This window comes from Frankia sp. CcI49 (genome assembly GCF_001983215.1).
In the GTDB taxonomy this organism is placed as follows: Bacteria; Actinomycetota; Actinomycetes; order Frankiales; family Frankiaceae; genus Parafrankia; species Parafrankia irregularis.
The window spans coordinates 43,068-65,792 of sequence record NZ_MOWP01000019.1 but is presented as its reverse complement, the minus strand read 5'-3'; the positions used below and the strand labels follow the sequence as shown (position 1 = coordinate 65,792).

The 22,725-nt window shown below is 70.3% G+C and carries 21 protein-coding genes; 7 read left to right on the top strand and 14 right to left on the bottom strand.

The features are described 5' to 3' along the window. Positions 1-151 precede the first annotated feature (151 nt). Entirely contained in the window at positions 152-916 is a 765-nt protein-coding gene (locus CcI49_RS18375) for an SDR family NAD(P)-dependent oxidoreductase (protein ID WP_054570208.1), read from the bottom strand. A 203-nt stretch (positions 917-1,119) separates the two neighbouring features. Here CcI49_RS18375 and meaB point away from each other — a divergent pair, with 203 nt between their 5' ends. Further along, positions 1,120-2,037, top strand: a complete 918-nt coding sequence (gene meaB / locus CcI49_RS18370; RefSeq protein ID WP_076828061.1) for a methylmalonyl Co-A mutase-associated GTPase MeaB — start codon at positions 1,120-1,122, stop codon at positions 2,035-2,037. Here the strand turns inward: meaB and CcI49_RS18365 are convergent. Continuing rightward, positions 2,021-2,734 (bottom strand): TetR/AcrR family transcriptional regulator, encoded by a 714-nt coding sequence (locus CcI49_RS18365; protein ID WP_076828059.1) that lies wholly within the window; start codon positions 2,732-2,734, stop codon positions 2,021-2,023. The genes meaB and CcI49_RS18365 overlap by 17 nt on opposite strands. A gap of 372 nt (positions 2,735-3,106) precedes the next feature. Here CcI49_RS18365 and CcI49_RS18360 point away from each other — a divergent pair, with 372 nt between their 5' ends. The 3 genes from CcI49_RS18360 (at position 3,107) to CcI49_RS18350 (ending at position 6,754) form a co-directional block, all read left to right on the top strand. Then, a complete protein-coding gene (locus CcI49_RS18360; protein WP_006540696.1) occupies positions 3,107-3,898 on the top strand; it encodes an enoyl-CoA hydratase in 792 nt (263 codons plus the stop codon). Positions 3,899-4,022: 124 nt separating this feature from the next. Continuing rightward, a complete protein-coding gene (locus CcI49_RS18355) occupies positions 4,023-5,249 on the top strand; it encodes a CaiB/BaiF CoA-transferase family protein (RefSeq protein ID WP_054570205.1) in 1,227 nt (408 codons plus the stop codon). 290 nt (positions 5,250-5,539) lie between these two features. Next, positions 5,540-6,754 (top strand): ABC transporter substrate-binding protein, encoded by a 1,215-nt coding sequence (locus CcI49_RS18350; RefSeq protein ID WP_054570204.1) that lies wholly within the window; start codon positions 5,540-5,542, stop codon positions 6,752-6,754. Positions 6,755-6,828: 74 nt separating this feature from the next. Here CcI49_RS18350 and CcI49_RS18345 read toward each other — a convergent pair whose 3' ends face one another. From CcI49_RS18345 to CcI49_RS18300, 10 genes are all read right to left on the bottom strand, one after another. Then, on the bottom strand, positions 6,829-9,732 hold the full coding sequence (locus CcI49_RS18345) for a toll/interleukin-1 receptor domain-containing protein (protein ID WP_076828057.1): 2,904 nt from the start codon (positions 9,730-9,732) through the stop codon (positions 6,829-6,831). A gap of 139 nt (positions 9,733-9,871) precedes the next feature. After that, positions 9,872-10,693 carry an acyl-CoA dehydrogenase family protein gene (locus tag CcI49_RS18340; protein WP_076828054.1) on the bottom strand — a complete coding sequence of 274 codons (822 nt, stop codon included), beginning with the start codon at positions 10,691-10,693 and terminating at the stop codon, positions 9,872-9,874. Between the two features lie 10 nt (positions 10,694-10,703). Further along, on the bottom strand, positions 10,704-11,873 hold the full coding sequence (locus CcI49_RS18335; protein WP_076828052.1) for an acyl-CoA dehydrogenase family protein: 1,170 nt from the start codon (positions 11,871-11,873) through the stop codon (positions 10,704-10,706). After that, positions 11,870-12,280, bottom strand: coding sequence for a nuclear transport factor 2 family protein (locus CcI49_RS18330; RefSeq protein ID WP_076828049.1), 411 nt, complete (start codon positions 12,278-12,280; stop codon positions 11,870-11,872). Before CcI49_RS18330 ends, CcI49_RS18335 begins: the two co-directional genes overlap by 4 nt. Before the next feature lie 172 nt (positions 12,281-12,452). Next, on the bottom strand, positions 12,453-12,776 hold the full coding sequence (locus CcI49_RS18325) for a hypothetical protein (RefSeq protein ID WP_054570200.1): 324 nt from the start codon (positions 12,774-12,776) through the stop codon (positions 12,453-12,455). Next, positions 12,760-14,025, bottom strand: a complete 1,266-nt coding sequence (locus tag CcI49_RS18320) for an aromatic ring-hydroxylating dioxygenase subunit alpha (RefSeq protein WP_076828047.1) — start codon at positions 14,023-14,025, stop codon at positions 12,760-12,762. The genes CcI49_RS18325 and CcI49_RS18320 overlap by 17 nt, the downstream gene beginning before the upstream one ends. Positions 14,026-14,561: 536 nt before the next feature. Then, positions 14,562-15,422, bottom strand: coding sequence for an NAD(P)-dependent oxidoreductase (locus CcI49_RS18315; RefSeq protein ID WP_076828045.1), 861 nt, complete (start codon positions 15,420-15,422; stop codon positions 14,562-14,564). Then, on the bottom strand, positions 15,419-15,802 hold the full coding sequence (locus CcI49_RS18310) for a carboxymuconolactone decarboxylase family protein (RefSeq protein ID WP_054570198.1): 384 nt from the start codon (positions 15,800-15,802) through the stop codon (positions 15,419-15,421). The genes CcI49_RS18315 and CcI49_RS18310 overlap by 4 nt, the downstream gene beginning before the upstream one ends. 64 nt (positions 15,803-15,866) lie before the next feature. After that, a complete protein-coding gene (locus tag CcI49_RS18305) occupies positions 15,867-17,288 on the bottom strand; it encodes an aldehyde dehydrogenase family protein (protein ID WP_076828043.1) in 1,422 nt (473 codons plus the stop codon). 42 nt (positions 17,289-17,330) lie between these two features. Further along, complete coding sequence (locus CcI49_RS18300; protein ID WP_076828041.1) at positions 17,331-18,470, bottom strand: acyl-CoA dehydrogenase family protein; 1,140 nt, start codon at positions 18,468-18,470, stop codon at positions 17,331-17,333. A 937-nt stretch (positions 18,471-19,407) separates the two neighbouring features. On the opposite strand from CcI49_RS18300, the gene CcI49_RS18295 reads away from it, so the two are divergent. Next, a complete protein-coding gene (locus CcI49_RS18295; RefSeq protein ID WP_006540710.1) occupies positions 19,408-20,151 on the top strand; it encodes a CoA transferase subunit A in 744 nt (247 codons plus the stop codon). Position 20,152: 1 nt separating this feature from the next. Continuing rightward, positions 20,153-20,800: a CoA transferase subunit B gene (locus CcI49_RS18290; protein WP_076828039.1), complete on the top strand. Its 648-nt coding sequence runs from the start codon at positions 20,153-20,155 to the stop codon at positions 20,798-20,800. 216 nt (positions 20,801-21,016) lie between these two features. Here CcI49_RS18290 and CcI49_RS18285 read toward each other — a convergent pair whose 3' ends face one another. Next, entirely contained in the window at positions 21,017-21,667 is a 651-nt protein-coding gene (locus tag CcI49_RS18285) for a TIGR03085 family metal-binding protein (protein ID WP_076828037.1), read from the bottom strand. Then, the gene (locus CcI49_RS18280; RefSeq protein WP_054570193.1) at positions 21,657-22,073 is read right to left on the bottom strand and encodes an organic hydroperoxide resistance protein; all 417 of its coding nucleotides are present in this window, start codon (positions 22,071-22,073) and stop codon (positions 21,657-21,659) included. Before CcI49_RS18280 ends, CcI49_RS18285 begins: the two co-directional genes overlap by 11 nt. Before the next feature lie 66 nt (positions 22,074-22,139). Here CcI49_RS18280 and CcI49_RS18275 point away from each other — a divergent pair, with 66 nt between their 5' ends. Continuing rightward, positions 22,140-22,607 (top strand): MarR family transcriptional regulator, encoded by a 468-nt coding sequence (locus CcI49_RS18275; protein WP_235498347.1) that lies wholly within the window; start codon positions 22,140-22,142, stop codon positions 22,605-22,607. The last annotated feature ends 118 nt before the right edge of the window (positions 22,608-22,725 follow it).

Sequence of the window (22,725 nt, the reverse complement as noted above, 5' to 3'; positions counted from 1 at the left end):
GCCCGGCGAGGCCTGGGTCGGCCTGGGCGAGACCCGGGCCGGGCGGGTCCCGGCCTGGACCAGGCCGGGACCGGCGCGGAACCGGCGAGGCCGGTCATCCCGATGCGGCGGCGACCGCCGGGTGGGATGACCGGCCTCGGCCGGGTGCCTGCTACTTGGGCGGGAAGCGCAGCGCGCCGTCGAGGCGGATGACCTCGCCGTTGAGGTAGTCGTTGGTGATGAGCTGCTCGGCGAGCGAGCCGTACTCGACCGACTGGCCCATCCGCTTCGGGAACGGGACCTGCGGGCCCCAGTAGGCCTCCAGCTTGTCGGCGGCCTTGCCGTAGGCCGGGGTGTTGATCGTGCCCGGCGCGATCGCGTTCACCCGGATGCCCAGCGGCGACAGGTCACGCGCGGCGACCAGCGTCATGGAGATGACGCCGCCCTTGGCGGCGGCGTACGCGATCTGGCCGATCTGGCCCTCGAAGCCGGCGATCGAGGCGGTGTTGACGATGGCGCCCCGGGCGCCGCCTTCCAGCGGCTCCTCCTGTGCGATGGCCGCGGCCACCAGCCGGGTCACGTTGAACACCGAGGTGAGGTAGTACGTGATGGTCGTGGTGAAGGCGTCCAGGGCGTGCGGCGTGCCGTCCTTGCCGACGAGGCGCCCACCGGCGGCCGGGCCGCCGTGGGTGTCGACCGAGATCCGCAGCGGGCCGAGCGCCTTGGCCTCGGCGATCGCGGCGAGGATGTCCTCCTCCGAGGTGGCGTCGGTGCGGACGTAGCGAATGCCCAGCTCGGACTCGAGGGCCTTGCCCTTCTCGTCCGCGACGTCGGCCACCACGACCTTCGCGCCCGCGGCGTGCAGGCGGCGGACGGTGGCCTCGCCCAGGCCGCCGGTCCCACCGACGACGAGCGCGGAGTTTCCGCTGATCTCCATTAAGGTTTCCCTCTCTTGCTAGTCAAGCTCTCGCTCTGGAAGACTAACATTCTCATGAATGCGATCCCGATCAGAAATATCGCGTCTTCCGCTGGCTGCCGACCCCGGTTCACGCGGGTTGGCGATCAGACCCGGGGTGCCGGAACAGCCGGCCACGGCACGTGTGCCAGGCGGCGGGCCGATGGATCCCCCGGCGGTCCCCGATGAACATTCTGGAGAATGTCGCCGCCGCGCGCGCTGGTTCACTGCGCGCTGTCGGGCGGTTGCTCAGCATGGCCGAGGGCGCCGGCCGCGGCGAGCTGCTGGCGGTGCTCGAACCGGCCCCGATCCGGGTGCTGGGAGTGACCGGTCCGCCCGGCGCCGGCAAGTCGACCACCATCGGCGCGCTGGTCGGCGCGTACCGGGAACGCGGGCTGCGGGTGGCGGTGCTCGCGGTCGACCCGTCCTCGCCGTACAGCGGCGGCGCGCTGCTGGGCGACCGCATCCGGATGGCGGCGCACACGACCGACCCCGGCGTGCTGATCCGTTCGCTGGCGGCCCGGGGCCACCTGGGCGGGCTGTCCGCGGCCGTGCCGGCGGCGGTCCGGGTGCTCGCCGCACTCGGCTACGACCTGGTGCTGCTGGAGACCGTGGGCGTGGGCCAGTCCGAGATCGAGATCGCCGCGGTCGCGGACCCGACTCTCGTCGTGCTGACACCAGGCGCGGGGGACGCCGTCCAGGCCGCCAAGGCCGGCCTGCTGGAGGTCGCCGACCTGCTCGTGGTCAACAAGGCGGACCGCGACGGTGCCGAGCAGACCGTGCGCGAGCTGCGCCAGGAGACGGACGTGCCGGTGCTGACGCTGGTCGCCTCGCGGGGGGAGGGGCTGCCCGCCCTCCTCGACGCGATCGACGCCCACCACCGGGCGGACACGGCGGCCCGCCGGACGGCCCGGGCGCACGCGCAGATCCTGTCCCTGGCGCAGAGCCGCCTGCGTGAGCATCCCGACCTGGCGGCCCTGGCCGCCGACGTCGCGCAGGGCCGGCGCGACCCCTACACCGCCGCCGAGCTGCTGCTGGGCGGCACCGAGGACGCGCGCACCGAGGACGCGCGCGCCGCGGGTGTGCTCAGGCCTGGCTCGTAGCCGAGCCCGTCACCGCGCCCGGACCGGCGAAGCCGGAGAAGCAGAACTCCCAGGCCTCGTCGACGGTGATGGGATGAGCGTTCTCACTCGCGGCGACGCCGTTGGACTGGGAGAGGAACATGGCGGTCTGCATCACCATCGCGGCCGCCCGGCGGGGCCGCAGGCCGGTACGCAGCTGACCGGCTTCCGCCGCCCGGGTCATCATCTCGGTGATGAGGGTGAGCAGCGGCGCGTGCGCCACCCGGACCTCGGCCGGATGCGACACCAGCAGCTGGGGGGCGAAGTCCGTGAACAGCGGCCGGCGCTGCCGGGCCTGGTCGGTGTGGCTCTGTTCGAACAGCAGCCGGACGGCGATCTGCAGCTGGCCGACGGGGTCGGGCTCGGTCTCGGTGGCGGCGCGGATCTCCTCGGCCGACTCGCTCAGCGCGTTCTCGAACAGAGCGAGCAGAAGCTCGTGCTTGCCGCTGAAGTGCTGGTAGAAGCTGCGCAGCGACTGGCGGGACCGGTCGACGACCTCCTGGACGGTGAGGTCGAGGGAGCCCTTCTCGGAGATGATCGCCTGGGCGGCGTCCAGGAACTGGACCACCCGCTGCTCGGCCCGGATCTTGGCGGCCCGGGTCGAGCGTTCGACGGCACGCTGCTTCCAGGCAGGCTCTTCCTTCGTCGTGCTCACGGGCAGCTCCGTCTTCTGGGCCATGTATCAGAACGTACTGCACTGGCGCTACAACATTCGGCCAACCGCGGCTGGTAGCCGCACCACAGAGGTGGGAGATGCTGGTTTCGGATGTCGAGAATGTTATTCTCGCACCGGGATGGCCGGGCTGGCTACCGGCGGGCCGGCGTTGGGTGGAACCTGCGACCCGACTCTGGGATGTTGGGAGATCCGAGGCGGTCCAGCGGGCGTCGGAGTGGGTGACGGAGCGGATGACGGGGGCGGCCGAGGCTGGCCGCACCTGGTACATCCGGGTTCGGGCGGGTCGTACGCTCACCTGAACCTCGAAGTCGTCTTGATGGTTCGAGCGCTGCCTGAACTGCGTGCTCGGGCTGCCCCGGAACTGAGGAGCCTGGTGTGTACATCAACTACGAAGTCGCCGACCGGATCGCGACGATCAGCCTCAACCGGCCCGACGCCGCGAACGCACAGAACATGGAGCTCCTGGAGGAGCTCGACGCGGCCTGGACGAAGGCCGCGTCGGACAACGACGTCGCGGTGATCGTGCTGCGCGGGGAAGGTAAGCACTTCTCCGCGGGGCACGACCTGAAGTCCAGCTCACCCGGCCCGGAGAAGATCACCCTGGAGTGGATCTACCAGGTGGAGGCGCGGCGGTACCTGGAGTTCTCGCTGCGGTGGCGCAACGTGCCGAAGCCGTCGATCGCCGCGGTGCAGGGCCGGTGCATCGCCGGCGGGCTGCTGCTGGCCTGGCCCTGTGACCTCATCGTGGCCGCCGAGGACGCGCTGTTCTCGGACCCGGTGGTGGCGATGGGCATCGGCGGCGTCGAGTACCACGGGCACACCTGGGAGCTGGGGCCCCGCAAGGCCAAGGAGATCCTGTTCACCGGCCGCGCGGTCACCGCCACCGAGGCGGAGCAGATCGGCATGGTGAACAAGGTGGTGCCCCGCGAGGAGCTCGACGCGCAGACCCGGGCGCTCGCCGCGCACATCGCCACGATGCCGAGCTTCGGGCTGCGCCAGGCCAAGCGGGCGGTCAACCAGACCCTCGACGTGCAGGGCTTCTACGCGGCGATCCAGTCCGTGTTCGACATCCACCAGACCGGGCACGGCAACGCGCTGAGCGTCAGCGGCTGGCCGGTCCTGGTCAACCTCGACCAGATGAAGTCCGCGATCAAGCAGGCGAACTAGGGTCCTGCCCGGGCCTGGGTCCTGGCCCGGTCCGCCCGGCTCGATCCGGCCTGTCCTGCTCCATCCCGCACCGCACCAGTGCGACGCGTCATCCGACGGCGTCGGCCGAGTTGGAGGAGGCGCCATGACCGCAACGGACGAGCGGGAGCTGCCCGGGCCCGCGACAGGCGGCCGGCGCCCTCTCGAAGGGCTCGTTGTCGTCGGACTGGAGCAGGCCGTCGCGGCCCCGATCGCGACCCGGCACCTGGCCGACATGGGCGCGCGGGTGGTGAAGGTCGAGAACCCGCGCGGCGGCGACTTCGCGCGCCACTACGACGACGCGCTGAACGGCATGGCGGCGCACTTCGTGTGGTGCAACCGGGGCAAGGAGTCGGTGAGCCTCAACTGGACGGACCCACGCGGAGCCGAGGTGCTGGAACGGCTGCTGAGCCGCGCCGACATCCTCATCCAGAACCTCGGCCCGGGTGCGGCGAGCCGCCGGGGCGTCGCCGCCGAGCAGGCGTGCGCCCGCCACCCGCGGCTGATCGCGGTCGACATCTCCGGCTACGGCGAGGGCGGCCCGCTGTCCCACAAGCGGGCCTACGACCTGCTGGTCCAGTCCGAGGGCGGCTCCTGCGCGGTGACCGGTGAGCCGGGCCGCCCGGCCAAGGCGGGCATCCCGCTGGTCGATCTCGCCACCGGCATGTACGCGCTGAGCTCGGTGTTGGCGGCCCTGCACGCCCGGTCGGCGACCGGGCGGGGCTCCGCGATCGCGATCAGCCTGTTCGACGTCGTCGCCGAGTGGATGGGGTACCCGCTCAACTACACCCAGGGGACCGGCGTGGAGCAGGAGCCGGCCGGGGTCGGCTCGCCGGCTGTCGCGCCCTACGGCTCCTACCTGACGGCGGACGGCCAGACCGTCGTGCTGGGAACCACCAACGACCGCGAGTGGCAGCGGCTGGCCCGCCAGGTCCTCGACCGGCCCGACCTGGCCGACGATCCGGCCTTCGCCGGCAACGCCGACCGGGTCCGGGAGCGGGCCCAGCTGGACGAGGTGATCGCGGCCTGGGCGAAGGGCGTCACCCTGGACCGCGCGCAGCAGATCCTGGACGACGCGGAGCTCGGCAACGCCCGGCTCAACGGGGTGCAGGACGTCCTCGACCACCCACACCTGGCCGCGCGGGACCGCTGGCGCGAGATCGACACCCCCACCGGCCCCACCCGCGCGCTGCTGCCACCCCCGATCGCGGCCGAATGGGCCCCGCCGATGGGCGCCGTGCCCGCGCTCGGTGCGCACACCGACTCCGTCCTGGCCGAGCTCGGGTACGCCCCGGAGGAGATCACCGCACTGCGCCGGGATCGAGTGGTCTGACGCCGGGCCCGGCGGGCGCTCGGGATGACTCCGCCGGGGGACTTCCGCGCGGCGGACTTCTGCGGGAGACTTCCGCAGGAACCACCAGACTCGGAAGATCGTGTACGGACGGGTGCGCGGTCAGGAATGCGGTCGACTTAATAGAAACCATCTTGTGCGACTGCCCCATAATGTGGCTAACATCATGCTCCGTCATGTGAGTATGAAGATCCGCGTATGTGGGGAGTGTCGGGGCCGTGCTTTGTGGCATCGCCGGGCGCCCCCTCTCGCTCGTCCAGCCTGGGGGAAAGATGCGCACGGGTGGTTTACGGTGCCTGTTATGCGCGGCGGTGGCGGTTCTGCTCGCGGGCGTGACGGGCTGTGCCGCGCAGTCGGGAGCACCGGAGGCCACCGCCGCCGCCTGTGACAGCCCCGGCGTCACGGCCGACCAGGTCCGGATCGGCCTCGTGGTCTCCGACTCCGGCACCGGTTCCCTCGCGTTCTCCTCCGCGCGTGCCGGGGTGGACGCCCGTCTCGGCCTCGCCAACGCCGAGGGCGGCGTGCACGGGCGCAAGGTCGTCTACGACTGGCAGGACGACAAGGCCTCCCAGAGCGACAACGCCCAGGTCGTCAGCGACCTCGTCGACGGAGACTCGGTGTTCGGCATCCTGTCCGTCAGCATCGCGCTCGGCGGCTCGCTGGACAACACGGAGAAACAGGGCGTCCCGGTGGTCGGCCTCGCGGTGGAAAGCTGGGCCCGCTACCAGAACCTGTTCGCCTACGCCTACCAGACCTCCCCCCAGACCGTCGGCCGCTACATCCAGGCCGCGGGTGGCAAGAAGGTCGGCATCCTGGTCACCGGCTCGCAGGACTCCGTCCTGTCGACCACCAACCTCTACCGGGACGCGTTCCGCCAGATCGGCCTCGACAGCACGGACGCCATCTCCTTCGCCAGCGCCAGCTCGAGTCCGCTGCGGGCAGCCCAACAGCTGGCCGCGGCCGGCGCCGACTCCCTGCTGGGCTTCACCTCCGCCGAGGACATGGCCGCCGTGATCGGCGCCGCCCGCCAGGCGAACCTCAACCTCGCCGCGAGCGTCTCGCTCAGCGGCTACGCCCGTTCCACCCTGTCGTCGCTGGGGCGCGCGCTGGCCGGGGTCTCCATTCCCGTGTACTTCCGGCCCTTCGAGGCCGGTGGCGCCGGCCTCGATCGTTACCGCGACGCCATGGTCAGATACTCGCCGGAGACCACGCAGCCCGAGCAGGAGTTCGCCATGTACGGCTACCTGTTCGCCGACATGTTCCTGCGCGGCCTCGACGTCGCCGGCGACTGCCCGACCCGGGACTCGTTCATGACCGGCCTGCGCCAGCAACGCAGCTACGACGCCGACGGCCTGCTCGCACCGATCAACCTGGGCACCAACGCGAAGAACCCGCTCAGCTGCTACGCCTTCGTGAAGGTCAACCCCGCTGGCACCGCCTTCGACGTGGCCAAAGAACGTCTCTGCGCCGACGGCACCACCGGCTGACCCGTGTGAGGGGTGCCGCCGGCGGCACCCCTCGGCGGTCCGGTCACCAAGGCGGCGTTCGTCCCGCTGGCTGGTCAGCGCGGAACGAGTAGCCTCAGGACCTCGCTGACCTCCGGCGGCACGGCGGATCCGTCATCGGACCCGCTCGGACCATGCTGTGTCCGGCCGTCGGCCATGTCGGTCTGCCAGAGAACGTAAGCCCACCCGGACGGTCCACGGGCCAGCGCACGTGCCTGCTGCCGGCACAGGGCCGATTCTCGGTGCCTGCCCTCCGACTGGCGGATCTCACCGAGGACAACCAGTCCGTCTACGGCGAACCACCTGTACTCGCGGGGGTCGCGGTGGTCGAAGCCGTCCCTGAGAAGCCTTTCGGCCCCGCTTGGATCCTTGATCTGGACCGCCTTTGCGAGGGCGACCCTGGCGGCGAGCTCCTCCTGTATCAGGACCAGGCGCCCGGCTCTTCGCAGGGCGTCCTCCAACAGCGGGATCGCCTGATCAGGCCGGCCACAGGCCACGAGCGCCTGACCCACCAGCCGCGATGCCTCGATCACCGAAGGCTCGTAGGGCCGTTTCAGACGTGTCGCCGCCTGAAGCGAACGCCTGCCGTAGTCGAGGGCCAGATCTGCTCTGCCGTCCCACAGCGCCAGGTCACCCCGGCGGAGGGCAACCCAGGCTGGTGGAAGGCCACGGTGGTCCAACTGATCGATTGCCCTGAGGACGGACTGTGAGCTCCGACCGGTCTGTCGGAGAATGATGGCCAGATAGTAAAGAGTGATCACCGCCCTGCGCGTGTCACCGGCCTGCGCTGAGAGCCGCAGTGCGACGACCGCGGAGTGGCAGGCATCCTCAAGATCGTCGGTGTACATGAGGATGGAGGCCAGATTGCTCTGCAGGTGTGCGTCGTCGACGTTGGATCTCTTCATCGCGGCACGGAGGAGACCGGCTGCGATCTTGTTCTGTCCGAGCCATTGGTGAGTCAGCGCCGCTTCGTTGAGAATGACGACGTCAAGGGTGGGATCCTTGACGGCCGTGCCCTCTCCCCAGCCACCCGGAAACAGACGTCCCACCAGTTGCAGCCGTCGCGGGTTCTCCTTCAGGTGACGCATGAGAGGCCCGGACAGGGTTCGCAGGTACAGGCGCGCCGCCTCGTCGCACATGTCAAGGTCGCATAACGCGTTGAAGAGCTCGATCTGTGGTCGGAGGTCGATCAGGTCATAGACGTCGTCCACGGCCGGATCGGGGGCGTCGGAAAACTCGTTCCGTATCGCGCCGAGGACTTTGGAACGGGTGGTGCYGGCGATGGACCGGACCGATCCGCGGACGACCGGATGCATGCTCCAGCGTCGTTCTCCCAGTCCGGACTCGCCGCGTGTCACCAAGGTCAGGGCGTTGAGACGGCCCAGTGCTTCCTCGATCTCTCCATCGTCGATGGGAGGTTCTCTGTCGAGCCTGCCCACGACCCGCCTGACCTCCGCCGTCGTCGGTGATTCGACGAAGGCCGCGACCACTGTTGCGACCGTCCGCTCACTCTCGTCGAGGCGACTTACCAACAGGCTCAGGAATTCCTCGCGGGCCGTGATGGATCCTTCGATCGTGGCCTCTGGTATACCTCGGGCTGCTACGTCTGAGACCAGCGAGGAGGGGTCCACGCGTCCGGTTGCCAAGGCGCTGGCAGCAGTCTGGAGCACCAGGGGATTACCCGCTGAGATGCGCTCGATCTCGCTGCGGAGCAGGGCATCCGCCGGCGCTCCCAGACTGTCGAGAAGATGATCTACGGCGGGCGGTGGAATGGGCGGAAGATCCATCAGCATGACTCCGCGCCGGGAGATCCCTGCCGTGGCCTCGAGCTCCTCGGGCATCAGGCGGGTTGTCATGATGATGCGGGAATCCGCTCCCTCCAGTACCTCCAGAATCAGTCGGCGTATGCGCCCGTCCACCAGACGACGCTCCGTGACGGATACGGGAGTGACCCGTCGCTCGCCGTCCAGCATCGGGCGATGGGGCATCGAACTGTACGCGGCGAGCTGGCGTTCGACACCACCGAGTACCAGGACGACTCGTCTCTCACGTATCAGTGTGAATGCGCGTTCAACAGTCCCGAGGTCGGCTCGCTCGCCCGGGGAGATCGCATCCAGAACCCGCGCGAGCGCCTCGAAGAGCTCGACCGCTCCGCCATCCTCGAATGACCACCACACGACGGCTTCGAGTCTTTTCGGCCGGTGGTCCCCACTCGCCTGGCTGCGGAGGAAGTCCCACGCGAGAGCGGACTTTCCCATTCCTCCGAGGGCTCTGATGACCATGACCCGGTCCGCGTTGGCGGCGGTGTTCTCGACGAACCTGGAGATCTGGTCGGTCTCGACCTGTCGTCCCACGAGTCCGCATGGTGCGGTGAGGAGGGGATATGGGCTGGAATCGACGCGAACCGTGGTGAAGGCCGGTGCCGGCGATCCACCTGTGGCCGCTGGAGAACCGGCGGTCGCCCGGCCGGGGAACCACGGTTGAACACTCGGCCCGGTGCTGCTCTCCTCGGCGTCGACGTCGGGGAAGGGGGGCTCGGCCGGAGGCTTCGCCCGGCCCGCGACCACAACGGCGATCTGGTTGAGGAGGATGGCCTTCGCGTCCTCGTCCGAGAGCTGGAACAGGTCGAAGGAGACTATTCCGCCCAACAGCCCAGGTCGCGGGCAGTCCTCGATGCGGACCGGGACCAGGCGATGTGCCCTGCCCGCCGGATCACTGCGAAAAGCCGCCTGCCATTCCGCCTGGCCGTACACGGATCTCAGGTAGGCGTGCGACAGCAGGACGATCATTCTTTCGGCGCCGAGGATGCCGTCATGCATCCGACTGGTCCAGTGGGACCCCGGCACGAAGTCCCAGGCCTGCAGGAGAACCGAATACCCGGCCTCCTCCAGCTGCCAGGCGACCCACTCGGCCCAGGGACGATCGGGCTGGGTGTAGGAGATGAAGAAATCCCAGTGCATGATCTCTGTAGGCATCCCGGCCGATCCTCGACGTCAGTTGCCAAGGGCCCGTTGGTTCTGGCGCCGTTCCTGCCGAGTGATCATACCGATGGGTCCGCGAGCACGGGAGAGATCCCGGCTCGCCTGGCGGCTGCGCCGGTCAGAGGTTGATCAGGCGAGGAGCCTGGCCCTGCTCGCGGATGTGCGCGCCGGCCTGGCGGGTGAGGTCGCGCGCACTGCCGAGCAGCCCGTCGAGGGTGAGGGCACGCCGCAGGTGATGGTGGAAGTCGTGCTCGGCGGTGAAGCCGATGCCGGCGAGGACCTGCTGGCAGTGGCGGGCGGCGTCCAGGGCGGCCCGGCCGGCCGCGGCCTTGGCGAGCAGGCAGGTGAACGGCTCCGGCGACGCGGTGGCCGCGTTCAGGGTGGCCTCGGCGCCCTCGAGCGCGACGAGGGTCTCGGCGAGCCGGTGGCGGACCGCCTGGAACGACGCGATGGGCCGACCGAACTGGGCGCGGGCCAACGCGTGCTCACGGGCGAGGGCGAGCATCGTCCGGCCGGTGCCCAGCAGCCACCAGCCCAGCGCACGATGGGCCGCGGCGAGGGGGAGCCCCGGGTCGCCAGGCGCCGCCAGGCGCAGCGGCAGCGTCGGGTCGAGGAGATCGCCGGCGCCTTCGGAGGACGGCTGCGCCGAGGGGGCGTCGGCGCGCTCCCAGCGGACCCAGCGGCCACCGGTGAACGGCAGCGTCACGGTGGTGCCGAGCGGCTCACCGCCGGCCTGGGCCACGACGTCGTTGAGGACGGAGGCGTGGCTGCCGGTCTCGCCCAGCAGGGCGAACACCACCGGGATGGCGGTGTCCGGCTCCTCGGTGAGCAGGTCGGCCCAGCCGAGCTCGTCCAGAGCGGCATCCAGGGCGGCCCCGCTGCTGCCGGTCATGGCCTTGCGGAAGGTCTCGACGACCAGGTCGCGTTCGGCGGCGTCCACGGTTACCCCTTTACTCCTTGCCGAGGTCGAGCAGTCGGCGCGCGATGATGTTCCGCTGGATCTCGGCGGTGCCGCCGTAGATGGTCGCGGCCCGGGAGTAGAGGTACTCGGAGCGCCAGCGGGGGTCGGTGAGCTCGACGGCGCCGGGAAGCAGGTCGCGTGCGGTGTCGAACAGGCGCTGTTCGGCGGTGGCGAGCAGCACCTTGTCGATGGACGTCTCCGGGCCCAGGCGGGCGCCGTCGGCGAGGCGGCGCTGGGTCGCGTGGGAACGGCACCTGATCGTGTGCAACGCCAGGTACGCCGCGCCCAGATCAGCGTCGTCGGCCCCGGCCCCGGCCCCGGCCGCGCCCGAGGCCGCGGTCGCGGCTGCGGCCGCCGTCGTGGTCGCGGTCTCGCCGATGAGCCGTTCCAGCCGCTCGTAGAGGAACGCGACCCGATGCCAGAAGCAGGTGGACCGCTCGTGGGGGAGCAGGTCCATCGCGAGCTGCCAGCCGTCACCGGGCCGGCCGAGCATCCGATCGCCCGGTACGACGACGTCGTCGAAGAACACCTCGGCGAACTCGTCGATGCCGTGCATGGTGCGCAGCGGGCGGACCGTGATCCCCGGCGTGTCCATGTCGACGAAGAAGGCGGTGATCCCGCCGTGGCCCGGCGCGGTGCGGGTGAGCAGCACGCAGCGCTGGGAGTACTGCGCCAGGCTCGTCCACACCTTCTGCCCGTTGACCACCCAGTCGTCGCCGCGGGGCTCGGCGCGGGTCGACAGCGAGGCCAGGTCACTGCCCGATCCGGGCTCGGAGAAGCCCTGGCACCACTGCTCGGCGCCGGACAGCAGCAGCGGCACCATCTCGGCGGCCAGCGCCGGCGGCGCGTACGAGATCATGGTGGGGGCGAGGACCTCGATCATCGAGTAGATCCCCGGCTCCGCCAGGTCGCGGCTGGCGACCTCCTCACCGAGCACCGCGCGCAGCGCCGCGGGCCCGCCCAGGCCCCCCACCTCGGCCGGCCAGCCGTACCGCATCCAGCCGGCGTCGTACAGGGCGCGGCGCACCCGGGCCAGCTGCGCGACCTGACCGTCGAGGGAGTGGTCGGGGCCGGCGGAGAGGTCGTTGTGCGCGAACCACTCCCGGACGGCCGCCCGGAACTCCTCGACCGTCGCGGGCTCCGTCACAAGGCTGGTCACGGGGTCGGCTCGTACGCGTGCGGACGCCCCGAGTCGTGGTCACCGCTGCGGCGGATGAAGGTCATCTTCCGGGTGCGCAGGCGCCAGCCGTCCGCCGTGCGCTGGTAGGTGTCCGAGTAGTAGCCGATCCGCATGTCGTGCTTGGAGTGTTCGATGAAGCAGAGCGGCTGGGTGCCGGTACCGGTGTCACCGTCGAGGTCGACCAGCGCGGTCCCGGTCAGGAACAGCCCCTTGGGCGCGGCCGCGACCATCTTGGGAAACAGGTCGAGGGTGAAAACGTCACCGAAGGCGCTGTAGGTGCCGTCCGGAGTGAAGACCGAAAGCAGCCCGTCGATGTCGCCCTTGGTGATGGTCACCGCGTACTTGGCGAGCAGCTGCTGGATCTCGACGACATCGTCAGTGGACAAAGCCCGTGCCACCCTTCATCGCGAACATCGCGTTCTACCGCACGCGTTCTACCGCATATGTTCTATCGCACACGTTCCATGGATACCGGGTCTGTCGACCTCGCCGGGGGTCGACAGACCCGGTGCCTGGTCCCGGGTACCCGTGGAGCAGCACCCGCGAACGTCGTTCCCGTCAGACGACGGGTTCGACGGTCACATCCAGGTAGGCGGCACCGCTGTCGGGCACCCGCGGCTGCTTCCACACCTCGACCGGGAACGACACCATGACCAGGGACTGCATCAGGTGCATGACGGTGCGGGCCTCCTCGGACAGGTCGTCGAGGGGGAACTTGTCGCAGAAGGTGATCGCGTCCTCGAGAAGCGGGAAGGCCGCGTCGTAGAACTCCTGCATCTCGTCCATCGTGGAGGCGAGCCGCTTGGCGTAGCGCTCCGGCTCGGTCGCCAGATCCCAGGCCAGGTACGGCTCCAGGGCCGAGAACTCAGACGGCAGAGGCATCGCTGTACTCCTTCACGCGGTCGCCGACTTCCTTGTGCAGGGCCCGGAGGAGAATCTCCTGGTCGCACAGCGGGAACTCGCTGACGGTACGGGTGGCCAGCATGGTCTGCGTGGCCTCGAGGGTGTTGGCGTCCTGGAGCGCGTACTCCTTGAAGGTCACCGCGGCGAGCTCCTGCGCGAGGCGCTCCCGGGCGTTCTTCGGCGGGACGAAGTAGAGGTTCGCCTCGAAGATGTGCTTGTCGACCGCGGTCGGCCAGTACAGGTAGGTCAGGTACCAGCCCGGCGCCCAGATCAGCAGCGTCATGTTGGGGAAGAACTCGAACGAGTCCTGGCCCCAGGCGCGGTGCCCGGCCGGGTTGAGGGCGGCCGGCAGCGGGTCGAGCCCGTCGATGGCAGGGCGGTCCCACGGGCCGAACAGGCCGCTGCGCAGCACCCGCTCGATCGGCTTGACCATGTTCAGGTCCTTGGGCGGGGACATGCCGCCCCACGAGGACACCATCGAGTGCGGGCTCTTGAGCTCGTAGTGCAGCGCCTCGAAGCCGAAGCCGATGAGCTTCTCGGCCTCGGCCTTGACCGCCTGCTTCTGGTGCAGGATCGGCGCGTGGTAGAACTCGGCGAAGGCGTCGATGAACAGCTTCCAGTTGGCGCCGATCTCGGCCTTGTACGAGTAGACCTCGGTCATCTCGCCGAACGGGTAGCCCTCCAGGCCCCTGGCGAAGTCCCCGAGGTACTCGGCGAGCGTCTGCTGCGGGTTGAGGTTGATGAAGACGAACCCCTCCCACACGTCGCAGGGGACCTCCTTGAGGCCGTAGTCGGCCTTGTCGAGGTCGAAGAACTCACCCTCCTGCTGGACGAAGGTGAGCTTGCCGGTGAGGTCGTAGCGCCAGGCGTGGTACTTGCAGATGAACTGCCGGCAGCTGCCCTCGGTCTCCTCGCCCGGGAAGTCGTTCCAGACCAGCTTGTTGCCGCGGTGGCGGCACACGTTGTGGAACGCGCGGATCTTGCCGTCGCCGCTGTTGACGATGATCAGCGACGTGTTCAGGACGGGCAGCTCCTTGGTGAAGTAGCTGCCGGTGCGGGGGAGGCGCTCGATCCGGCCGACGTGCAGCCAGCTGCGCTTGAAGACCGCCTCGCGCTCCTTCTCGTAGTACGCGGGGTCGATCGAGTCGGTGTAGTCGACGGGCGCGGTGCCGAGCTCGGGATAGTGCTGGGTCCAGCTGCCCGCGTCGGGCTTCTTGTAGTGGGGCACAGGTCTACCTCTCGTGTTCGAGCTCTATGCCGACAGTGCTGCGGGCCGTGGCGAGCAGGTGAGCGGCCCCGATGGCGCAGGACGGATCCCGTCTCCTGGCGGCCGTCGACGTGGTCCACGGGTCAGCCGACGACGAAGCTGAGCAGAACGACACACCCATCGTCGTCCGGCCTCCCCTCGTCTCGGTGAGAACTCCGTTCTCGCGGTCGATAATTAGGTTTCCACGTGAGGGGTGTCGGAGTCAACGTCAAGCCCCGTGGCGGCGTGGTGTCTCACCGTTTGGAGTTCAACGGTCGCGTGGTGTCACCACGGGTGGGTCGTGGCTCCCAGGCGGACGCCGGCCCACGGCTGCGCCCCGGCCCTGTTCGGCCGGAAGTTCTCTCCAGTCGAGAAGAATCCTCCCTCTTGTGGAGAGGAGGATGCCATATCGGGCTCGGCCCGTGTACCGCGCCGTGGTCTCCGCGCCCGGCGAGGCTGCCGGGGCGGCCCGACCCGCTTTCTCGGACGGCCCCGGAACAACCTCTTTCAGCGCCGGCTCAGTCGCCCCGGACGTACGGATAGATACGGGTGAAGTCGACACCCGGCTCCGCGTCGGCGAATGCCTCCCACAACGAAGACGTGACCGTGCCCATCGACAGCGGCCCGTCCAACTCGCGCACCTCGCCGAGATACAGGCGCAGGTCCTTCGCCATCAGCGAGTTCGTGAATCCGGCGGCGTAGTTCTCGGTGAGGACCTGGCGCGGGAACTTCTCCGCGGTCGCGTTGTTCTGCCCGCTGGCGGAATTGAGCACGTCCAGCATCGTGGCCATATCCAGGCCGGCGGCCGTCCCGAACGCCACCGCCTCGCTGGTGGCGGCGAGCGCCACCGCGGCGAGGAAGTTGTTCGCCAGTTTGAGGGCCTGGGCGAGCCCGGGGCGCTCGCCGACCCGGCGCCGGCGGTCGGTGAGCGCGGCCAGGACCGGTTCCGCCCGGGCGCACGCCTCGTCCGTGCCTGCGTACATCACCGTCAGCGTCCGTGCCCGGGCGCCGGCCACTCCGCCGGACACCGGCGCGTCGACATGGCCGATCCCGCGGGCGGCGAGCAGCTCGGTGATGCGCCCGGCGGCGCTCACCCCGATCGTCGACGTGTCGATGACCAGCGTGACCCGCCGGTCGGCCGTGTCGGCGAGCTGGGCGGTGACCTTCTCGGAGACGGTGCCGTCGGGCAGGCTCAGCACGACGACCTCGGCGGCGCGGGCCACGGCGGCGACGTCCTCGACGAACGTGGTGCCCTGCGGTGCGCGGGCCGGACCGGCGGCGTCGTGCACCACCAGGTCGAGACCGGTCGCCGCCACGTTCGCGGCGAGCGCGCCGCCCATGTTCCCGAGCCCGACGAACCCGACGCTCGGCCCGGTCACTGCCCGGCGCGTTCTGCCCGCAGGGCCCTGACCGCGCGGCGGGCCGAGATCGCCGCCGGTGCGCCGCAGTAGGCCGCGACCTGGAACAGCAGCTCGTCGATCTCCGCGTCGCTCACACCGGTGCGGCTCGACGAGCTCGCGTGCAGGCGGAACTCCTCCATCCGGCCCAGCGCCGCGGTCATCGCCATCACCAGCAGGCTGCGGTCCCGGGTGGACAGCACCCCCTCCCGAGTCCACACCCCCCACGCCTGTGCGGTGATGTGGTCCTGGAAYTGCTGGCTGATCTCGTCGGTGTCACCGGTGGCGCTGTCCACGTAGGCGTCGCCCAGCATGGCCCGGCGCATGGCGTAGGCGGCACGAAGCTGCTCGCTGCGTTCCATGGTCGATTCAGATCCTTCCCTGGTGCCGGTGGTGCTATCAGGACGTGCTCTACAACAGGTGCTCTCAGTAGAGGGACAGGCTGACGGTCTTCACCCGGGCGTACTCGGCCAGGGCCTCCAGCCCCTTCTCCCGCCCGTACCCGCTGGCCTTGTAGCCCCCGAACGGTGTCTCGATCGTCATCGGCCCGCCGTTCACCGCGACCTGCCCGGCGTCGATGCGCTCGGCGAGGCGCAGCCCGCGCGCGACGTCACCGCTCCACACACTGCCGACCAGGCCGTACTCGGAGTCGTTCGCCAGCGTGAGCGCCTCGTCCTCGTCGTCGAACGGCATCGTGACCAGCACCGGGCCGAAGATCTCCTCCCGGGCGACCGGCAGGTCCGGCGCCACCCCGGCGTAGACCGTGGGACGCAGGTAGAAGCCCCGGGCTCCCGGCCCGTCCAGGTACGGCCCGCCGCCGGTCACCGGCTCCAGCCCGGACGCGCTCGTCGCCGCGAAGAAGTCCAGGACCTTCGTGTACTGGGCCTCGGTGATGATCGGGCCGAAGTCGACGCCCGGGATGAGGCGCTCCACACCGGCGACCACCCGCTCCACGAACGCGTCGTGCACGGACGCCTCGACGAGCAGGCGGGTGGTCGCCGAACAGACCTGCCCCGCGTTGGTCGCGGCCGACGCGACCGCCGCGGCGGCGGCCCGCTCCAGATCGGCGTCGGCGAACACCACCAGCGGGGACTTGCCGCCGAGCTCAAGGGTGACCGGAACCAGCCGGTCGGCGGCGATCCGGGCCAGGTACCGGCCGGTGGGCACCGATCCGGTGAAGGTGATCCGCCCGACCCGCGGATCGGTCGCCAGCGGCGTGCCGACCTCCGGACCCGTCCCCGTCACCACGTTCAGGACTCCGTTCGGCAGACCGGCCTCGCTGGCCAGCCTGGCCAGGTACACCGTGGAGGCCGAGGTCAGCTCCGAGGGCTTGGCGACCACGGCGTTGCCCGCCGCCAGCGCCGGGGCCAGCGCCCGGCAGGCCTGGTTCAACGGCAGGTTCCACGGGGTGATCACCGCGATGATTCCGTACGGTTCGAGCCGGGTGTAGGTGTGGCTCGCGCCGCCCTGGTCGATCACGCGGCCGTGGTGGGCCCGCAACACCCCCGCGTAGTAGCGGAAATAGGCGGCCGACATCTCGATCTCGGCCTTGAGCTGGCGCGGAACCTTGCCGGTGGCGGCCCGCTCCAGCTCCGTCAGCTGGGGCGCGTGCGCGTCCATGGCGTCGGCGACCCGCAGCAGGATCTCGCCGCGGTCCGCTCCGGAGCGCCGCGCCCACTCCGGCTGCGCCGCCGCGGCCGCCGTGACGGCATGCTCGACGTCCGCGCCGGAACCCGCGGCGATCTCGTCGCCGGGCTCGCGGGTCGCCGGCTCCAGCGTGGGCAGGTAGCCCCCGCCGGCCGGCACCACCGCCTTGCCGTCGATCCAGTGATCATGGCGAACGGGCACGTCAGGTCACCTCCGGGAGGGTCGCGGTCGCATCGGGAGACGTCACAGCCCAAGCGACTTCGCGATGATCGTCTTCATCACCTCGCTGGAACCGCCGTAAATCCGACCGACGCGCGCATCGGCCCACGCCCGCGCCACCGGGTACTCGTTGATGTAGCCGTAGCCGCCGAACAACTGCAGGCAGGCGTCGATCACGCGGCCCTGCATCTCCGTGCAGTAGAGCTTGACCTTCGCCGCGTCCGCCGGCGTCGCCTCGCCGGCCACATGCGCGAGCAGGACCTGGTCCAGCAGCGCCTGGCCCGCGTCGACCTCCGTCGCGCACCCGGCGAGCACGAACTTGGTGTTCTGGAAGGTGTTGAGGGTCTTGCCGAACAGCTTGCGGCCGTTGACGTACTCGACGGTCTGCTCGACGATCGACGCTGCCGCGCCCTGGGCGTTGATCGCGATCGAGAGCCGCTCCTGGACGAGGTGCGAGGTCAGGTAGGTGAACCCCTGGCCCTCCTTGCCGAGCAGGTTCTCCGCCGGCACCCGCACGTCGTCGAAGAAGATCTCCACGGCCTCCTGGATGTGCAGCCCGATCTTGTGCAGCGGCGCCCCCCGGCTGACTCCCGCGAGGTCGCCGGGGATGACCAGCAGCGACAGGCCGGCGTGGCGCTGCGTCGGGTCCGTCTTCACCGCGGTGAGGAACAGATCGGCGTTCAGGCCACCGGTGATGAACGTCTTGGACCCGTTCACCACGTAGTGGTCGCCGTCGCGGCGCGCGGAGGTGGACATACCGGCGAGATCCGACCCCGCACCCGGCTCCGTCAGCGCCAGCGCCGCGACCAGTTCACCGCTCGCCAGTCCTGGCAGCCAGCGCTGCTTCTGCTCGGCGTTGCCGTGGTCGACGAAATACGGCACGGAGATGTCGGCGTGGATGCGCAGCGGGCCCAGCGCATAGCCGGCCCGGGCGGCCTCCTCGGTGACGACGGCGTTGAACAGGAAATCGGCGCCRCCGCCGCCGTACTCCTCCGGGATGCAAAGCCCCAGAATTCCGAGGTCGCCGGCCTTGTTGTAGAAGTCGCGTGGTGGAAGGCCGGCCTCCTCCCATTCGTTGTAATGGGCCCCGATCTCCTTTTCGAAAAAGGACCTGACTGCGGCCCGGAAAGCATCGTGTTCGGGGCCGTAGACCGTGCGTCGCATCCGGTCACCCTCTCGCGGTCGGGGCGGATACCATCCGCCGTGGAGTTGAAGGGAACTGAAAGGAGCTGAAAGCCGGGAAAAGGAGGCCTGGCAGGCGGGGCGCCGAGGCGGACTCGGCGGATCATGCTGCCCTGGCGGGGCTGCTACCAGCTGTTGGGCCACCGCTGCCTCCCCGGAGGCAGGTCAGGGTGGCGGCTCGCCTAGGGTGTTCGCGCCGACCATGAAATCCCGCGCAGGTGTTCCCTTTCGCCGCCGCCGCGGGTGGACACTAATCCGGGCTCGGTGGTCTGGCGGCCCGGTAAGAATCCGTCGGTGACGATCCGGGTGGCCTTCGGCGCTGATCTCGCCGTCGACAGCATCGGTCGGATGCCTCCAGGTCGCCTCGGGCGGGTTCGCCGCGGAAGGTTCGCGGCAGGAATTGCGCGGTCGCGCGCCGGTGGATCGCTGCTTAACGTACCGTCGTGCCCCGGACGCAGTCCAGCGCAGAGTTCGTTGATCCGTGGGCGGTCGCCGCACTAATTGCCGCGATGACGGAAGGTGCCGGCATCCGCTGCCGGCGGTTACGGCAGTCGTGACGGGCGCCGCGACGGGCGCCGCGCCGCTGCGCCGCCGGCTCGTGCCGCCGGGTGGCGGGGGCGTGCTGGGTGGCGCTGGGTGGCTCCCACGAGGGGCGGAACCTGTTCGGGTGAGGTTCACCGACACGGATGTGAGTCTCTGCTAACGTAAGCCGTCGCCTGAAAGGTGGCATGCGTGCCGCATCCCCCGGAGCACTGTTCGCCACCAGCCGCTCCCCGGGCGTCGTGTCCTGTCCGGCACGAGGGCCCGTGAGGTCGCCGAGCGGCGGCGCGGAGATCCGGCGGCGCCCAGCGACCGTTGTTGCCTGCTTGCAGTGGACGGATGAGAACCGGCACCGATACGCGAGTGAGGGGTGGACAGGTTGGACAAGGTGGTTCCGAGCGCGGCGCTCGCCGTGGCGGACGTCCCTGACGGGGCGTCGCTGGCCGTGGGCGGGTTCGGGCTCTGCGGCATCCCGAGCGGCCTCATCCGCGCGCTTCTCGACGCGGGCCCCAAGGACCTTGAGACGGTGAGCAACAACTGCGGCGTGGACGACTGGGGCCTCGGCCTGCTGCTGCGGGCGGGCCGGATCCGTCGCACCACCGGCTCGTACGTGGGGGAGAACAAGGAGTTCGAGCGCCAGTTCCTCGCCGGTGAGCTCGAGGTCGAGCTCGTCCCGCAGGGCACGCTCGCCGAGCGGCTCCGGGCCGGCGGTGCGGGGATCCCCGCCTTCTACACCCCGGCCGGCGTCGGCACCCAGGTCGCGGACGGCGGTCTGCCCTGGCTCTACGACGGCTCCGGTGGCGTCGCGGTCGCCTCGCCGCCCAAGGAGACCCGCGAGTTCGACGGCAGGAGCTACGTGCTCGAGCGCGGGATCGTCTGCGACTTCGCGTTCGTCCACGCCTGGAAGGGCGACCGGCACGGCAACCTCGTCTACCGGGCCAGCGCCGCGAACTTCAACCCGCTGTGCGCGACCGCCGGCCGGGTGACCATCGCCGAGGTCGAGGAACTGGTGGAGCCCGGCGAGCTCGACCCCGCCCAGGTACACACCCCGGGCATCTTCGTGCAGCGTGTCGTGCACGTGCCCGACACCCAGAAGCGGATCGAGAAGCGGACGGTGAGCTGACATGGCCCTGACTCGTACCGAGCTCGCCGCCCGCGTCGCCAGGGAGCTGGAAAGCGGGCAGTACGTGAACCTGGGCATCGGCCTGCCGACCCTGGTTCCGAACTACCTGCCCGCCGGCGTGACCGTGGTGCTGCACAGCGAGAACGGAATCCTCGGTGTCGGCCCCTACCCGGCCGAGAGCGCCGTCGACCCGGATCTGATCAACGCCGGCAAGGAGACGGTCACCGTACTGCCCGGCGCGTCCTTCTTCGATTCGGCCACATCGTTCGGGATGATCCGCGGCGGTCACGTCGACGTCGCCGTCCTCGGGGCGATGCAGGTCTCCCGCGCCGGAGACCTGGCGAACTGGATGATCCCCGGCAAGATGGTCAAGGGCATGGGCGGCGCGATGGACCTCGTCCACGGCGCCCGGCACGTGATCGTCATGATGGAGCACGTCGCCCGCGACGGCAGCCACAAGATCGTCGACGAGTGCACCCTGCCGCTGACCGGCCGTGCCTGCGCGCACCAGATCATCACCGACCTGGYCGTCATCGACGTCGTGGCCGGCGGCGGTCTCGTACTTCGGGAGACCGCTCCCGGCGTGACAGTCGACGACGTGCGCGCTGCCACCGGCACGGAGCTCACGGTCGACCTGATCTCCGTCTGATCTCCGTCTGACCGGTGGCCGGCTTGCCGCGCCACAGCAGGCCCGGCCGGGAGCGGGAAGCCGCAACAAGCGGGTGCGGGGCGGTTCCGCGGAACCGCCCCGACCGTCGCAGGCCCACACCGTGCCCGGCCCGGCCGTCACCGCGGCCCGGTGTGACAGCGGTAGAGACGTGCCAGGGCCAGACGTGCCGGGGCCCGGTGTGACAGTGGCCAGGCGTCACAGCGAGGCGACGGCCTCGGGATCGCCCTGGATCTCCACCTGGGCAGCCGAGCGCCGCCCGAAGGCGTGCAGCAGAATCTCCTCCGGCACACCGGAGATGATCACCGTCGGGGTGCCGCGGCGCAGGACCCGCCGGGCGCCGGTGTCGGTGCGTTCGGCGATCACCTCCGCGCCGGTGCCGCGGTACCCGGTGCGCCCGAGCAGCCGCAGCGCCGACCAGACGCGCTCCCGCGACACCGGGTCGAGCGCCCGCGGGGTGAAGCCCGGGACGGCACGGTCCACATCGGCGTAGTGGACGTAGAACTCGTTGACATTGGTCGCGTCGTCGAACCGGCGCAGCCGGGACGGGTTCCACCGCGCGGGCCCGCTTCGGAACAGTCCCACCAGCTCCGCGAAGCTGTGCGCCTGCCCCGTCGAGCGCTCGGCCCGCTCGGTGACGCCGTGCAGGGCGGGGATCACCAGGCCCGGCCCGGCGCGGGGGACGCGCTCGCGGGTCACGAGGTGGGCGACGAGGTCGTGGGTGGTCCAGCCGGTGCACAGGGTCGGCCGGTCCGGCCCGACCTCGGCGAGCAGATCAGCCAGCAGGGCCCGCTCGACCCGCGCCCGGCCGGTTCCGCCGGCGGGCTCCGCCGCCTCCTCAGACGACATTGAGGTCGACCTCCACGTTGCCGCTGATGGCGTTCGAGTACGGGCAGACGCCGTGCGCCTGCTGGACGAGCGTCTCGGCCGTCGCGCGGTCGAGGTTGGGGATGTGGACGTCGAGCTCGACCGCGAGACCGAACCCGCCGGTGGGCAGGGTTCCGAGGGACACGCTGGCGGAGACCTGCGACCCCTCCAGATCGGCGGAAGCGGACTGGCCGACGAGCTTGAGCGCGGAGTGGAAGCAGGCGGCGTAGCCGGCGGCGAACAGCTGCTCGGGATTGGTGGCGCCGCCGGGGCCGCCCATCTCCTTGGGGATCCGGACGTCGACGTTGAGCAGGCCGTCCTCGCTCTCGGTGTGGCCGTTGCGGCCGTCCCCGGAGGCGGTTGCGATCGCCGTGTAGAGAGCATCCATGATCTTTCGGTTCCTCTCGGTTAGATTGTGGCCAACAGTATTGCGCACAATCTAATGACGCAAGAGATGTCTGCTACTGTCGATCGCGTGGCGGACCGCGTACCCCAGCTGGAGCTGGGTAACCAGCTCTGCTTCGCGCTGTACGCCGCGAGCCGGGCCACGACCCGCGCCTACGGGCCGGAGCTGGCCGAGCTCGGCCTCACCTACCCGCAGTACCTGACCATGCTCGTGCTGTGGGAGGCGTCCGAACCGCTCGCGGTCGGTGACATCGGCGCCCGGCTGCATCTCGACAGCGGCACCCTCACCCCGCTGCTCAAGCGCCTCGAGGACCTCGGCCTGGCCACCCGCAGCCGCGACCGGGCGGACGAGCGCCGCGTCCTCATCGCCCTGACCGGGCCCGGGCGCGAGCTACGCGCCCGGGCGGCGGAGGTCCCGCTGCGCCTCTTCCAGCGCTACGGCATCGACATCGACACGGCTCAGAAGCTCATCCGAGACCTGACGGCGCTCACCGAGTCACTCCAGGCCTCTACCTGAGTCGCCGTGAAGGGAACCAGGTGGCTCTGGACTTCGGCCGTGCCACACGCGAATCGGCTTCATGCTGCACCATGGGAGGATGTGTTCTCGGCTAGCGCATTTCGGGGACCGCAGCCGA